The sequence below is a fragment of the Vibrio sp. SCSIO 43135 genome (assembly GCF_023716665.1).
Classification (GTDB): domain Bacteria; phylum Pseudomonadota; class Gammaproteobacteria; order Enterobacterales; family Vibrionaceae; genus Vibrio; species Vibrio paucivorans.
Map to the genome: position 1 here is coordinate 1,591,996 of NZ_CP071859.1, position 12,030 is coordinate 1,604,025.

The 12,030-nt window shown below is 43.7% G+C and carries 13 protein-coding genes; 10 read left to right on the forward strand and 3 right to left on the reverse strand.

What is annotated here, in order from left to right; translation table 11 throughout:
- Positions 1 to 8: 8 nt before the first annotated feature.
- Positions 9 to 1,121 (reverse strand): FIST signal transduction protein, encoded by a 1,113-nt coding sequence (locus J4N42_RS07190; protein ID WP_252030799.1) that lies wholly within the window; start codon positions 1,119 to 1,121, stop codon positions 9 to 11.
- Positions 1,122 to 1,283: 162 nt separating this feature from the next.
- Positions 1,284 to 1,646: a hypothetical protein gene (locus J4N42_RS07195; RefSeq protein WP_252030749.1), complete on the reverse strand. Its 363-nt coding sequence runs from the start codon at positions 1,644 to 1,646 to the stop codon at positions 1,284 to 1,286.
- Between the two features lie 257 nt (positions 1,647 to 1,903).
- Here J4N42_RS07195 and ccoN point away from each other — a divergent pair, with 257 nt between their 5' ends.
- From ccoN to uspE, 10 genes are all read left to right on the forward strand, one after another.
- On the forward strand, positions 1,904 to 3,331 hold the full coding sequence (ccoN, locus tag J4N42_RS07200; protein ID WP_252030750.1) for a cytochrome-c oxidase, cbb3-type subunit I: 1,428 nt from the start codon (positions 1,904 to 1,906) through the stop codon (positions 3,329 to 3,331).
- A gap of 12 nt (positions 3,332 to 3,343) precedes the next feature.
- A complete protein-coding gene (ccoO, locus tag J4N42_RS07205) occupies positions 3,344 to 3,964 on the forward strand; it encodes a cytochrome-c oxidase, cbb3-type subunit II (RefSeq protein WP_252030752.1) in 621 nt (206 codons plus the stop codon).
- 10 nt (positions 3,965 to 3,974) lie between these two features.
- On the forward strand, positions 3,975 to 4,148 hold the full coding sequence (locus J4N42_RS07210) for a cbb3-type cytochrome oxidase subunit 3 (protein ID WP_252030753.1): 174 nt from the start codon (positions 3,975 to 3,977) through the stop codon (positions 4,146 to 4,148).
- Positions 4,148 to 5,128, forward strand: coding sequence for a cytochrome-c oxidase, cbb3-type subunit III (gene ccoP, locus J4N42_RS07215; RefSeq protein ID WP_252030754.1), 981 nt, complete (start codon positions 4,148 to 4,150; stop codon positions 5,126 to 5,128). Before J4N42_RS07210 ends, ccoP begins: the two co-directional genes overlap by 1 nt.
- A gap of 109 nt (positions 5,129 to 5,237) precedes the next feature.
- On the forward strand, positions 5,238 to 5,717 hold the full coding sequence (locus J4N42_RS07220) for a FixH family protein (RefSeq protein WP_252030755.1): 480 nt from the start codon (positions 5,238 to 5,240) through the stop codon (positions 5,715 to 5,717).
- A 9-nt stretch (positions 5,718 to 5,726) separates the two neighbouring features.
- Positions 5,727 to 8,099: a heavy metal translocating P-type ATPase gene (locus J4N42_RS07225; protein ID WP_252030756.1), complete on the forward strand. Its 2,373-nt coding sequence runs from the start codon at positions 5,727 to 5,729 to the stop codon at positions 8,097 to 8,099.
- Complete coding sequence (ccoS, locus tag J4N42_RS07230; RefSeq protein ID WP_252027168.1) at positions 8,100 to 8,264, forward strand: cbb3-type cytochrome oxidase assembly protein CcoS; 165 nt, start codon at positions 8,100 to 8,102, stop codon at positions 8,262 to 8,264. It abuts the gene before it with no gap.
- Entirely contained in the window at positions 8,264 to 8,938 is a 675-nt protein-coding gene (locus J4N42_RS07235) for a sulfite exporter TauE/SafE family protein (RefSeq protein WP_252027169.1), read from the forward strand. The genes ccoS and J4N42_RS07235 overlap by 1 nt, the downstream gene beginning before the upstream one ends.
- 88 nt (positions 8,939 to 9,026) lie before the next feature.
- The gene (gene fnr / locus J4N42_RS07240) at positions 9,027 to 9,776 is read left to right on the forward strand and encodes a fumarate/nitrate reduction transcriptional regulator Fnr (protein ID WP_252027170.1); all 750 of its coding nucleotides are present in this window, start codon (positions 9,027 to 9,029) and stop codon (positions 9,774 to 9,776) included.
- Positions 9,777 to 9,906: 130 nt separating this feature from the next.
- The gene (gene uspE / locus J4N42_RS07245) at positions 9,907 to 10,854 is read left to right on the forward strand and encodes a universal stress protein UspE (protein WP_252030800.1); all 948 of its coding nucleotides are present in this window, start codon (positions 9,907 to 9,909) and stop codon (positions 10,852 to 10,854) included.
- Between the two features lie 62 nt (positions 10,855 to 10,916).
- On the opposite strand, the gene ttcA is transcribed toward uspE, so the two are convergent.
- Positions 10,917 to 11,810, reverse strand: a complete 894-nt coding sequence (gene ttcA, locus J4N42_RS07250) for a tRNA 2-thiocytidine(32) synthetase TtcA (protein ID WP_252027171.1) — start codon at positions 11,808 to 11,810, stop codon at positions 10,917 to 10,919.
- Between the last annotated feature and the right edge of the window lie 220 nt (positions 11,811 to 12,030).

Sequence of the window (12,030 nt, forward strand, 5' to 3'; positions counted from 1 at the left end):
ATGCACCACTAAGAATAAAATACGACTGAGGAGATCATTAAATTACCATGAGCGTTTTCCCCACCGATGAAACGGCCCTGCTCACCAAATGTGAAAGGACAGATAAAAGGGGTATCTCCTAATTCGTCTACAATCATCGATTGAACTCGGTGAATGTCTTCACCTAAATACAACATTGGGCCAGCACAGAATATACTGAGTGCACCTGCAATCTGATCGCGTCTAAGTGAGTTCCTTTGCGCTTCTTTTAGTACGCGCGTTGCTCGCCCTACTAGCTTGTCTCGGTCCCCAGACATAAGTGTTACTTGATCACCTTCCGAAATATCACTGAATAGCAATAGCCCCTGCTCTTCACTAAAGCTGATCGGGTGAGACAATTTATAGTAAGGCTGTTCGTATAACGAGCCTGCAATGCGCCCTAGTGGATACTTAGTTACTAGTTCGAATACAAAGTGCTTAGGTACTTCGACACCAGCATGGTCACATACCCATTCTCGGTAGATCTGCTGCGCAGGTATATGATCAATCTCTAACAGTTCTCGTTGATTTGCACGGGTGACTGTTCCCACGAACTCGGTTGGTGAATAGCCAGCACTGAACCCGGTTGATAACGAACTGGAGGGAAAGAACACTTGCAACGCCACACCTTGTACGGTGCTTAAATCCTCATTAAATATCGACCAGTGTCCCTTAATATGATTATCTGCAGAGCTTCCACCTATAATCGGGACTTGCGTATGAAATGTATCATCAATGCATGCAATGATTTCTTCTTCGAGTCCAGGGGTCGCATGTAATAAGACAAACCCAGGTACTTCCCCTACTCGATCTGCTTTTTCAAGCGCTTTCTCTATCGCTAATTGCGTGGAGGTGGTGACATTGTCACAAGGTGCAATTGTAACGGTTGCTGTCCCATAAGAACTTACGCCGGAATCATAAATAGCCATAATTCCGATTACACAACCAAAGTGAACCCCTTTCTCAGTCATAACCCCTTTGCACGTTGATGCCCCCATAATAGGAACTCCTGGGAAATTATGACTTAATAGACTTCTTAACTTGTTTGCCGAATGATCCTGGGTGTAATAACACACTAGCGTCGTAAGGTGTTCGCGGTCTATTTCTGAAGCTAGTTCAGCAACTGCGTCAGGTTCATTGAGGGCTACGGAAATGTGGGTACTAAAGTGCATTAAAGATCACGTCGATTACTCGTACTGGTTCATAGTTTAGAAATCTATCACTTATAGTTTGTTAGCGCGAAATTTTCTTGTAAATACATTCAATTAAAACCTTATTTTGACATTGACTGCTTTGTTATCACCCAACTCAATTTGTAAAGGTAACTCCTTTAGAGCTTCTGGATAAGAAAACCTAACAACACGGTCATTTTTCTCAGTTTTCACTCTGGCATTTGAACTATTTACGCGCCATTCAGGCGGAAAATTATTGATTGATAATGTGCCACTTTCCAGACGTGCCACAATCTGATTTTCGTTTACATAAAAAATACATTCCTCTTTAAGAGAACATGTAACGATTTGTTCCTCTTGAAATGTAAAAGTTTTCCAAAAAAATGCCCCGACAAGGATCGATAACATGATGATTATTTGAACAAATCGTCCAGTTGTCAGCCGTTCTGCAGCCATGTGTTCAGTTTCTCCGTGTAACAAAGTTCAAAGTTTTGAAATAAAAGGCCAAAACCAGATGGAGTGTAAGGTTACTACTCTGTCATTGAAATGTTAATTCAAGTATAGTTGTCGGCTGAAAATGCCACTTTTATTTAAAATCGAAATGGAAATCGAATTTTCTGTAAAGATTTCAATTTTCAAGGGATTTGGGTGGCATTACGACATTTGTCGTGTTGGAAGTAAAGTGTAGTTAATTAAAAATTGGAAGCATGCAAATGAGCCAAGAAAAGCAGCTTGAACAAAACTACAACTATACGGTCGTTCGTCAGTTTACCCTCGTTACTATTTTGTGGGGAATTGTCGGTATGGCTGTTGGTGTTTTGATTGCCGCTCAATTAGTTTGGCCACAGCTAAACTTTGATACGCCGTGGTTGACGTACAGTCGCTTACGTCCTCTGCATACTAATGCGGTTATTTTTGCGTTTGGTACAAGTGCACTATTTGCAACATCTTATTATGTTGTACAGCGCACCTGTCAAACACGTTTATTTGGTGGCCCTCTTGTCGCCTTCACCTTCTGGGGATGGCAAGCGATTATTTTAGCCGCTGCAATCACACTACCATTGGGTTACACCTCTGGTAAGGAATATGCAGAGCTAGAATGGCCGATCGATATCGCTATCGCTATAGTTTGGGTCGCTTACGCTGTGGTGTTCTTTGGAACACTTATCAAGCGAAAAACCTCTCACATTTACGTAGCAAACTGGTTCTTCGGTGCCTTCATTATTACTGTTGCAGTTCTTCACATTGTAAATAGTATGGCTATCCCTGTTTCTTACGGGAAGTCTTACTCCATTTACTCAGGTGCAGTCGATGCAATGGTTCAATGGTGGTACGGTCACAACGCGGTAGGTTTCCTACTGACAGCTGGTTTCCTAGGTATGATGTACTACTTTGTACCTAAACAAGCAGAACGTCCGGTATACTCTTACCGTCTATCTATTGTCCACTTCTGGGCTTTAGTTTCTCTATATATTTGGGCTGGCCCTCACCACTTGCATTACACAGCGTTACCAGACTGGACTCAGTCTTTAGGTATGGTGATGTCTTTGGTTCTATTCGCTCCATCTTGGGGTGGTATGATCAACGGTATCATGACACTGTCTGGTGCTTGGCATAAGCTTCGCTACGACCCTATTCTACGTTTCCTAATTGTTTCTCTTTCTTTCTACGGCATGTCTACTTTTGAAGGCCCTATGATGTCGATTAAGACAGTGAACGCTCTATCTCACTACACAGACTGGACTATTGGTCACGTTCACTCTGGTGCGTTAGGTTGGGTTGCAATGGTATCTATCGGTTCGGTTTACCACTTAGTTCCACGTTTGTTCGGTCAAGAGCGTATGTACTCTGTTGGCCTAATCAACACGCACTTCTGGTTGGCAACGATTGGTACGGTTCTTTACATCGTAGCAATGTGGATTTCTGGTGTTATGCAAGGCCTAATGTGGCGTGCAGTTAACTCTGACGGCACACTAACGTACAGCTTTGTTGAATCTGTGCAAGCGTCTTACCCATTCTACTTTGTACGTTTCCTAGGTGGTTTCATCTTCCTAGCAGGTATGTTCCTAATGGCATACAACACGTACAAAACTGTTACAGCGCCAAAAGATAGCCTTAAAGCTATCCAGCAGCCAGCTTAAGGAGATTTAAGAATGAGTTCTAATTCGAATAATCGCCATGAAATCGTTGAACGTAACGTTGGTCTGCTAGCAATTCTGATCGTATTTGCAATCAGCTTAGGCGCACTTGTAGAAATCACACCACTGATTTTCCAAAAACAAACGACTGAGCCTGTAGAGAACCTACGTGCTTACACAGCGTTAGAAATGGAAGGTCGTGATGTTTACATCCGTGAAGGTTGTAACGTTTGTCACAGCCAAATGATTCGCCCTTTCCGTTCGGAAACTGAACGTTACGGTCACTACTCTGTTGCAGGTGAGCACGTTTGGGAACACCCATTCCTATGGGGTTCTAAGCGTACAGGTCCAGATTTAGCACGTGTTGGCGGGCGTTACTCAGATGAGTGGCACCGTGTTCACCTACTAGATCCACGTGAACTAGTACCTGAATCAAACATGCCAGCGTTCCCTTGGCTGGAAGAAAACGTATTGGATGGCAAATTGACTCAGAAGAAACTTGAGATCTTCCGCAATCAATTTGGTGTTCCATATACAGATGAACAAATCGCTAATGCGTCTAAAGATGTAGAAGGTAAAACCGAGATGGATGCCATCATCGCTTACCTTCAATCTCTTGGTCACGCAATGAAGTAAGGGGATGGTTATGGATATAGGTACTATTCACAGTATTTGGACCATCGTGTTGTTCGTTAGCTTTATCGGTGTTGTTTGGTGGGCATATGGCAAGAGCCGTAAGTCGCGCTTCGACGAGGCCGCTAATCTAGTCTTTGCTGACGAAGAACAAGCACCCTCAAAAGAAAAAGGAGTGACTAAGTAATGACTACTTTTTGGAGTCTTTGGATCATCGTAATCACCGTTGGTACATTACTTGGCTGTGCAGCAATTCTCCTTTGGTGTCTGAAAGATAAAACAGGCGTTGAAGAAGGTGCAGACATGGGCCATGAGTACGATGGTATTCGTGAGCTAAACAACCCACTACCTAAATGGTGGACGTATCTTTTCGTAAGTACATTTGTATTTGCCGCTATTTACCTAACGCTCTACCCTGGGCTAGGTAACTATAAAGGTCTATTGGGCTGGCAAAGTTCAGATCAGACTGTTCGTTCTTTAGAAGAGTCAAAAGCATCTATTGCTCGAGCTCAAGAGAACAAACAGCTGGTTCAGTATGCAAAAGAGCTAGACGATGCCGACACGTACTTTGGTGAAGCATTTAAGAAGCTTGCGTACCAAGAAGATGGCGAAACACTTCGTTCTCTTCCTGAAATCGCAGAAGATTCTGAAGCAGTAAAAGTAGGCCAGCGCCTATTTTTGCAGAACTGTTCTCAGTGTCACGGTTCTGATGCTCGTGGTCAGAAAGGTTTCCCTAACCTGACTGATGACGCATGGTTATATGGTGGAGAGCCAGAAGCTATCATTACCACTGTAATGCAGGGTCGAATTGGTCAAATGCCTGCGTGGAAAGATGCGCTTGGTGAGCAAGGCGTAAAGGAAGTGGTAAGCTACACGCTTAGCCTTTCAGGCCGCTCAGTGAACGCGCGTGAAGCAGAAGCAGGTAAAGCTCGCTTCGTCGTATGTGCTGCGTGTCACGGTACAGATGGTAAGGGTAACCCTGCAGTTGGTGCTCCTGACCTAACAGACCAAGACTGGTTATTTGGCGGTTCTCGTGCAGAAGTAACAGAAACAGTAATGAACGGTCGTTCTGGTGTAATGCCGGCATGGAAGGACATCCTAGGTGAGGATAAAGTTCAACTCGTCTCTGCCTATGTCTGGAGCCTCAGTAACTCAGATAAAGAGTAACATAACAATAACAGCCCCTTTTTAAGGGGCTGTCTTTCTTTTACAGTTAAAGCCTTAAGTATTTGTAAAACATTAGTTTTATTTCATTGTATATATTGAGAATAATAATATGGAACAGCCTTGGTATAAGCAGTTTTGGCCCTGGTTTTTGCTCTTCCTAACCGTTGGTGTTTCGATGCTAACGTTGGTTCGAGTCGCGATACTTACTAACCATTCAGTTCACCTCGTTACTGAAGATTACTACAAGAAAGGTAAAGGTATTAATGTCGACATCTCAAGAGTCAACGTTACGAAAGAGCTAGGTCTTGAAGCAGAAGTCCGTTCGGACGGTAACTCAGTTGTAATTCAGTTTGATAAAGGCGAATTAGAGCACTACCCAGCGATCACCGCTATGTTTGCGCATCGTACCCTTCCAGATCATGATTTCACTAAGCTTGTTACGTCAGATGCGCGTGGTCAATATCGAATTACCCTCGATAACGAACTTCAGGGGCCATGGTTTATTGAGCTTACCCCACACGATGAACAGTGGTTAATTCAAGGCCGTGTTGAGTTTCCAACGCAGTCAGCCGTGCAACTATCAAACTAAGAAACGTCTATGTGTAAATCGTGTTATCACTGCGGTGAAGAAGTACCAGTCAACACGGACTACAATGTTGAAATCCTGGGTGAGCTAAGGGACATGTGTTGCCCAGGGTGCGAAACGGTCGCACAAACAATCGTAGAAAGTGGATTAGTCTCTTATTATCAATACCGCACGGCACCAGCAGAGAAAGCTGATTTAGTGCCTGAGCAACTTCAAGCTCTAATTCATTACGACAACGAGGAAGTCCAATCCGAATTTGTCCGCAATCAAGATGACCAAGTAGAAGTTACGCTTTCTTTAGAAGGTGTATCTTGTGCCGCATGCGCATGGTTGATAGAAAAACAAGTCGCCAGTAAGCCTGGCGTTTTGTCGATTCGCGTTAATACCACAACTAACCGAGCCATTCTGGCTTGGGATAAGAACAAAACACGCTTAAGTGAACTTCTCTCCGTTATCCACCGACTAGGATATAAAGCCGCTCCTTTTGAAGCTGACAAACAAGAAGCTGCCTATCACTACTCTATGAAGCAATACCTATATCGACTCGGTATTGCAGGCCTTGCGACTATGCAGGTCATGATGCTAGCAGTGGCTCTATATTTGGAAGTATTTGGTGACTTAGAACCTGAGTTTAAAAACTACTTTCGCTGGGTCAGCTTAATATTTGCTACGCCAGTAATGCTCTACTCTGCCCTCCCTTTCTACATCAATGCTTGGCGAAGTCTTCGAAGCCGAACGCTAGGAATGGATGTGCCCGTGTCTCTCGCAATGATATTCGCTTACTTTGCAAGCTTAGTTGCAACGGTTACTGAACAAGGCGAAGTATTCTTTGAATCCATTTCGATGTTTGCCTTTTTCTTGCTCGTTGGCCGCTTCTTGGAAATGCGTGCGAGAAGAAAAGCCGCCGCAGCGAGTGGCAACCTACTTAAATTGGTGCCTGCGATTGCAAATACCCTTGATGGCGAACAGATCGCGGTACGTTCTCTTAAAGTCGGAGATAGAATTCGAGTCTTGCCAGGCGAACACATTCCTGCTGATGGCAAAATTATCAGTGGCCGTGTTCACATCGATGAATCCATGCTGACTGGTGAGTCAGTGCCTGTTGTTAAACGGATTGGCGATGCCGTCTTTGCCGGGACCCTTAACGGTGAAGAGTCCTTTGAACTCGAAGTGAGCTCAACTAAAGCAGATTCGATGATATCAAATATCGTTAGGCTTCAAGATGAAGCTCAAATGTCCAAACCTAAGATCGCTGAGATTGCAGATGTCGTTGCCCGTTATTTCGTGGCAGTCATTCTCGTGATCGCGGCATTTACGTGGTATTTCTGGCATGAGACTAGGCCAGATGACGCTTTCTGGATCATGCTGTCTGTGCTAGTCGCTACTTGTCCTTGTGCCCTGTCATTAGCCACGCCAACTGCACTAACTTGCGCCACGTCACGAATGGGCAATTTCGGAATCCTGCTGCGTAAGGGGCATGTCTTTGAAACTCTTTGTAAGGTTAATCACCTTATTGTTGATAAAACCGGCACACTGACCCATGGCGATATCGAAATTTCGAACGTTGATACATTTGCAGACTTGGATGAGAAACAATGTTTAAAGCTCGCTGCAGCTCTTGAAGCTCATGCAAACCACCCAATAGCTCGTGCGTTCCGTGAGTACGATGATAAGTCGACACAATTGGAGAATGTACAAAATATCATTGGTTCTGGCCTGCAAGGCGAGTATCAAAATAAGTTGGTTAAGATTGGTAACGCTGCTTTTGCGCTCACCTCTCCAGTAAGCCCAGAAGCGAATAGTGTTTACCTATCTATTGACGGTGTTCACACTGCTACTTTTGTGTATCGAGACCCAATCCGCTCAGAAAGTGAGAACTTCATTAATCAGTTCAAAGACGCAGGGATCAAAATATCGTTACTAACTGGTGACTCTGAACGCAATGCAAACTACGTCGCCGAAAGTATTGGTATCGACAATGTCATTGCCAATGCAAAGCCTAATGATAAGTTGGCTTACCTAAAATCACTCGACAGCAAAGAAGTCACCATGATGATTGGCGATGGTATCAATGATGCACCTACGCTAGCTGGCGCACACCTGTCGGTAGCAATGGGTGGCGGTACTGATGTGGCTAAAGCTTCTGCTGACATGGTTTTGCTTGGCGATAGGCTTGATCGTATTCTGCAGGCGAGAGAACTGGCGTTAAAGACACGAAAAATTATCCGTGAGAACTTGGCTTGGTCTTTAGGATATAACCTGTTGATCTTACCGCTAGCGGTTGCGGGTTTTGTTGCTCCTTATTTTGCGGTTGTAGGTATGTCTGCAAGCTCAATTATTGTAGTATCTAACTCTCTTCGCTTACTCAAAGAACAAGGAAAATAAATGGAAAGCCTGTACATCCTGATACCCATTGCAATTGTACTCGTCTGTGTAGCTGTTGCGATTTTCCTTTGGGCTGTGAAAAGTGAACAATTCGAGGATCTTGAGCGTCAAGGTCACAACATCTTGTTTGACGAAGACGACAAACAACCCGAGAACAAAAAGTAATGTCTGCAGATTGGCTAGCAGCATTTGGTATCGGATTAATTGGTGCTGGACATTGTGTCGGTATGTGTGGAGGGATAGCATCAATGCTATCCCTTGGCCATGCGAAGCCCAACAAATGGACACCTTTGTTCTATAACATTGGCCGATTAACAAGCTACATGATTGCAGGTTTAGTCGTCGGTAGCGCCGTATCAACTTTAGCCCAAGTCAGCCAGTTATCCCACTCCCTCGCTTGGCTCCGCCTCTTTTCGGCTTTGTTCATGATCGCACTAGCTCTGTACATTGGCCGTTGGTGGTTTGGATTACTGCATGTCGAAAAGCTAGGTAAATCGCTTTGGAAATACCTTTCCCCTATCGGTGGTAAGTTCTTACCACTGCGTTCTCCGGCTCATGCCATTCCATTTGGTTTTATTTGGGGATGGCTTCCCTGTGGCTTGGTGTACTCGACATTGACTTGGGCAGCCGTGTCCGGAAGCGCTTTTGGTGGAGCTATGGTCATGCTTTCTTTTGGACTAGGAACACTACCAGCAATGTTGTTTGTTGGTTATGGTGCGGAAAAGATCAAGTCACTCCAACAGTCAAAGTGGTTCCGTAATATTGGTGCACTTTGTATCCTTTTGTACGGTGTTTACACCGCATTCGATTCTTTGACCATACTATCAGTAAGTTTTTAACTCGATGACTCTACATACTTTTTTTCACTACCCTTTAGGGCTAATGAGTGTTAAAATATTGATGTATATCAAATAGTGAAAGGTTGTTATGATTTCTGAAAAACCTGCTACAAAACGCATCCAATCGGGTGGTTGTGCTATCCATTGTCAAGACTGCAGTATTAGCCAACTTTGTATCCCGTTCACGCTAAATGAGTCCGAATTAGACCAGCTCGATCAAATTATCGAGCGTAAGAAACCTATTCAAAAAGGACAAGAGCTTTTTAAAGCGGGCGATGAACTCAAATCACTTTACGCTATTCGTTCTGGCACAATCAAAAGCTACACAATCACTGAACAGGGTGATGAGCAAATCACTGCATTCCACCTTGCGGGCGATTTAGTGGGCTTCGATGCTATTACGGGTGATGCTCACCCTAGTTTTGCTCAAGCGCTTGAGACATCAATGGTCTGTGAAATCCCATACGAGATTTTGGACGACCTGTCAGGTAAAATGCCGAAGCTTCGTCAACAAATCATGCGTTTAATGAGTAACGAGATTAAAGGTGACCAGGAAATGATTCTTCTGCTTTCGAAGAAGAATGCAGAGGAACGTTTAGCTGCTTTCCTTTACAATCTTTCAACTCGTTTTTCTCAACGAGGCTTCAGCCCACGTGAATTCCGTTTGACAATGACACGTGGCGATATTGGTAACTACCTAGGTTTAACCGTAGAAACAATCAGCCGCTTGTTAGGTCGTTTCCAAAAATCTGAGATTTTGAGTGTGAAAGGCAAATACATCACAATTTTAGACCACCCAGCTCTTATGGAACTTGCTGGCGTATCTACAGAATCATAAGTAACTTCAATGATGTAGCTCTAAAATGAGCTACATCATACTTCTCCTAGTTTTCCTTTCTTTTTTCTAATACTCTCGATCTAATTACGCTACATTAGGTATATAAACTCCTCAAACCTTAGGAGAAATGATGAGTATTTATAGCAAAATCCTAGTTGTCGCCGACATCAATCATGACGAGCAGCCTGCGCTTGCTCGAGCTATTCAACTTGCTCAAAAGAGTACTTCGACCAGCAAGGTCACTTTCTTCCTTTCGATCTACGATTTTTCCTATGACATGACGTCAATGCTTTCTATCGACGAAAGAGATGCGATGCGTCGTGGAGTCATCCATCAACGTGAGCAGTGGATGAGAAAAGTTGCTGAGCCTTACGTATGTGATGGTATCGAGTTTGATGTCAAAGTGGTTTGGCATAACCGTCCGTATGAAGCCATTATTGCAGAAGTATTCGCCGGTTCTCACGATATTGTAATAAAGGGAACACGTAAACATGATGTGCTTGAATCGGTCATCTTTACACCTACAGATTGGCATTTATTACGCAAATGCCCTTCCCCAGTACTGTTGGTTAAAAACTCAGATTGGCCAAAGGATGCAAATATCATTGCGTCTGTTCATGTAGGCTCGGAAAACGACACTCATATTGATTTAAACGACCGTATGGTTGAGCAGCTAAATAGCTTGAGTTCTCGCCTCAATGCCTCGCCTTACTTAGTGAACGCCTACCCGGTTACTCCGGCGAATATTACCATCGAGCTACCTGAGTTTGACCCAACGACCTACACTGATGCTGTTCGCGGTCACCACTTAACTTCAATGAAAGCACTCAGACAGAAACATGGCTACGATGAGGAAAAGACGATTGTAGAGCAAGGTTTACCAGAGGATGTTATCCCTGAGGTGGCAGAGAAGCTCAATGCCGCAATGGTGATCTTGGGAACCACAGGCCGTACGGGGTTATCTGCAGTGTTTATTGGTAACACAGCCGAGCACGTCATTGATAAGATCAATTGTGATGTACTCGCGCTAAAACCAAATGGCTATGTCAGCCCACTCGATCCACAAACAGCAACCTAAATCGCTGGCGAGATTAGTCGAAAAGAAAAAGGAAGATAGTTTTGCTATCTTCCTTTTTAACTTTATACGTTGGTAACGTCGATAAACAGTGATTCATCAATATTGGTTGATGATACCGTTGCCTCACTGAATTCGTATTCTTCCCTCTCACCTTGCCTATCTAGTGGTAAGTTAACGAAGTCGAACAGTTCTTTATCTGCCAACTGACTCGGGCTAACGTTTTGAATCGATTTAAAAATTGCTTCAACACGCCCTGGCGTTTTCTTATCCCAATCGATAAGCATTGCTTTGATGGACTGACGCTGTAAGTTTTCTTGGGAACCACATAAATTACATGGAATGATCGGAAACGCTTTATGTTCAGCGTACTTGATGAGATCTTTTTCTCGACAATACGTTAATGGTCGAATAACTACGTTTCTGCCGTCATCAGAACGCAATTTCGGCGGCATTGCCTTTAAGCGTGAACCGTGGAACATGTTCAGAAACATAGTTTCTACAATGTCATCCATGTGATGACCAAGTGCTAACTTAGTTGCACCAATCTTTTCAGCGAATGAGTACAGTGTGCCACGACGTAGTCGAGAACACAGACCACATGTCGTTTTCCCTTCTGGAATTTTCTCACGAACAACGGAGTATGTATCTTTATCTACGATGTAGTAAGGAATGTTAAGCGTTTCAAAGTAATCAGGAAGGATGTGTTCAGGAAACCCTGGTTGCTTTTGATCTAAGTTAACCGCAACAACTTGGAACTTAATCGGAGCCGCTTTCTGTAAGTTAAGCAGAATATCCAGCATCGCAAATGAATCTTTACCACCACTGATACATGCCATGACAACATCACCTTCTTCGATCATGTTGTATTCTGTAATGGCATTACCCACATTTCTTCTTAGACGCTTTTGAAGTTTGTTGAATTCTAGGGTTTCTTTTCTTGTATCTACTTGGTTCATTGCGAGCTCTCACATTGCCATAGATGGCAGTATGACTTCCTAACATGGTTAATTGGGGCGTGGATTATACGAGCTTTTTTCTTAGGATTAAATGGCTGGGCTTGGTAATCACTCGATTATTTGCCCTACCATTGATTTGGCGTAGCTCATACCTGCTTTTGTACCAGCAACGCATCTAATGAAGTAAACGATTTGTAAACAGTTAAACTAGTTGAACCTA

Bases quoted from the DNA above. Each gene is read 5' to 3' on its own strand.
- ccoS (WP_252027168.1), top strand. From the start codon at position 8,100: ATGGAAAGCCTGTACATCCTGATACCCATTGCAATTGTACTCGTCTGT.
- ccoP (WP_252030754.1), top strand. From the start codon at position 4,148: ATGACTACTTTTTGGAGTCTTTGGATCATCGTAATCACCGTTGGTACA.
- J4N42_RS07235 (WP_252027169.1), top strand. From the start codon at position 8,264: ATGTCTGCAGATTGGCTAGCAGCATTTGGTATCGGATTAATTGGTGCT.
- ttcA (WP_252027171.1), bottom strand. From the start codon at position 11,810: ATGAACCAAGTAGATACAAGAAAAGAAACCCTAGAATTCAACAAACTT.
- J4N42_RS07225 (WP_252030756.1), top strand. From the start codon at position 5,727: ATGTGTAAATCGTGTTATCACTGCGGTGAAGAAGTACCAGTCAACACG.
- ccoO (WP_252030752.1), top strand. From the start codon at position 3,344: ATGAGTTCTAATTCGAATAATCGCCATGAAATCGTTGAACGTAACGTT.
- J4N42_RS07210 (WP_252030753.1), top strand. From the start codon at position 3,975: ATGGATATAGGTACTATTCACAGTATTTGGACCATCGTGTTGTTCGTT.
- uspE (WP_252030800.1), top strand. From the start codon at position 9,907: ATGAGTATTTATAGCAAAATCCTAGTTGTCGCCGACATCAATCATGAC.
- J4N42_RS07195 (WP_252030749.1), bottom strand. From the start codon at position 1,646: ATGGCTGCAGAACGGCTGACAACTGGACGATTTGTTCAAATAATCATC.
- fnr (WP_252027170.1), top strand. From the start codon at position 9,027: ATGATTTCTGAAAAACCTGCTACAAAACGCATCCAATCGGGTGGTTGT.
- ccoN (WP_252030750.1), top strand. From the start codon at position 1,904: ATGAGCCAAGAAAAGCAGCTTGAACAAAACTACAACTATACGGTCGTT.
- J4N42_RS07220 (WP_252030755.1), top strand. From the start codon at position 5,238: ATGGAACAGCCTTGGTATAAGCAGTTTTGGCCCTGGTTTTTGCTCTTC.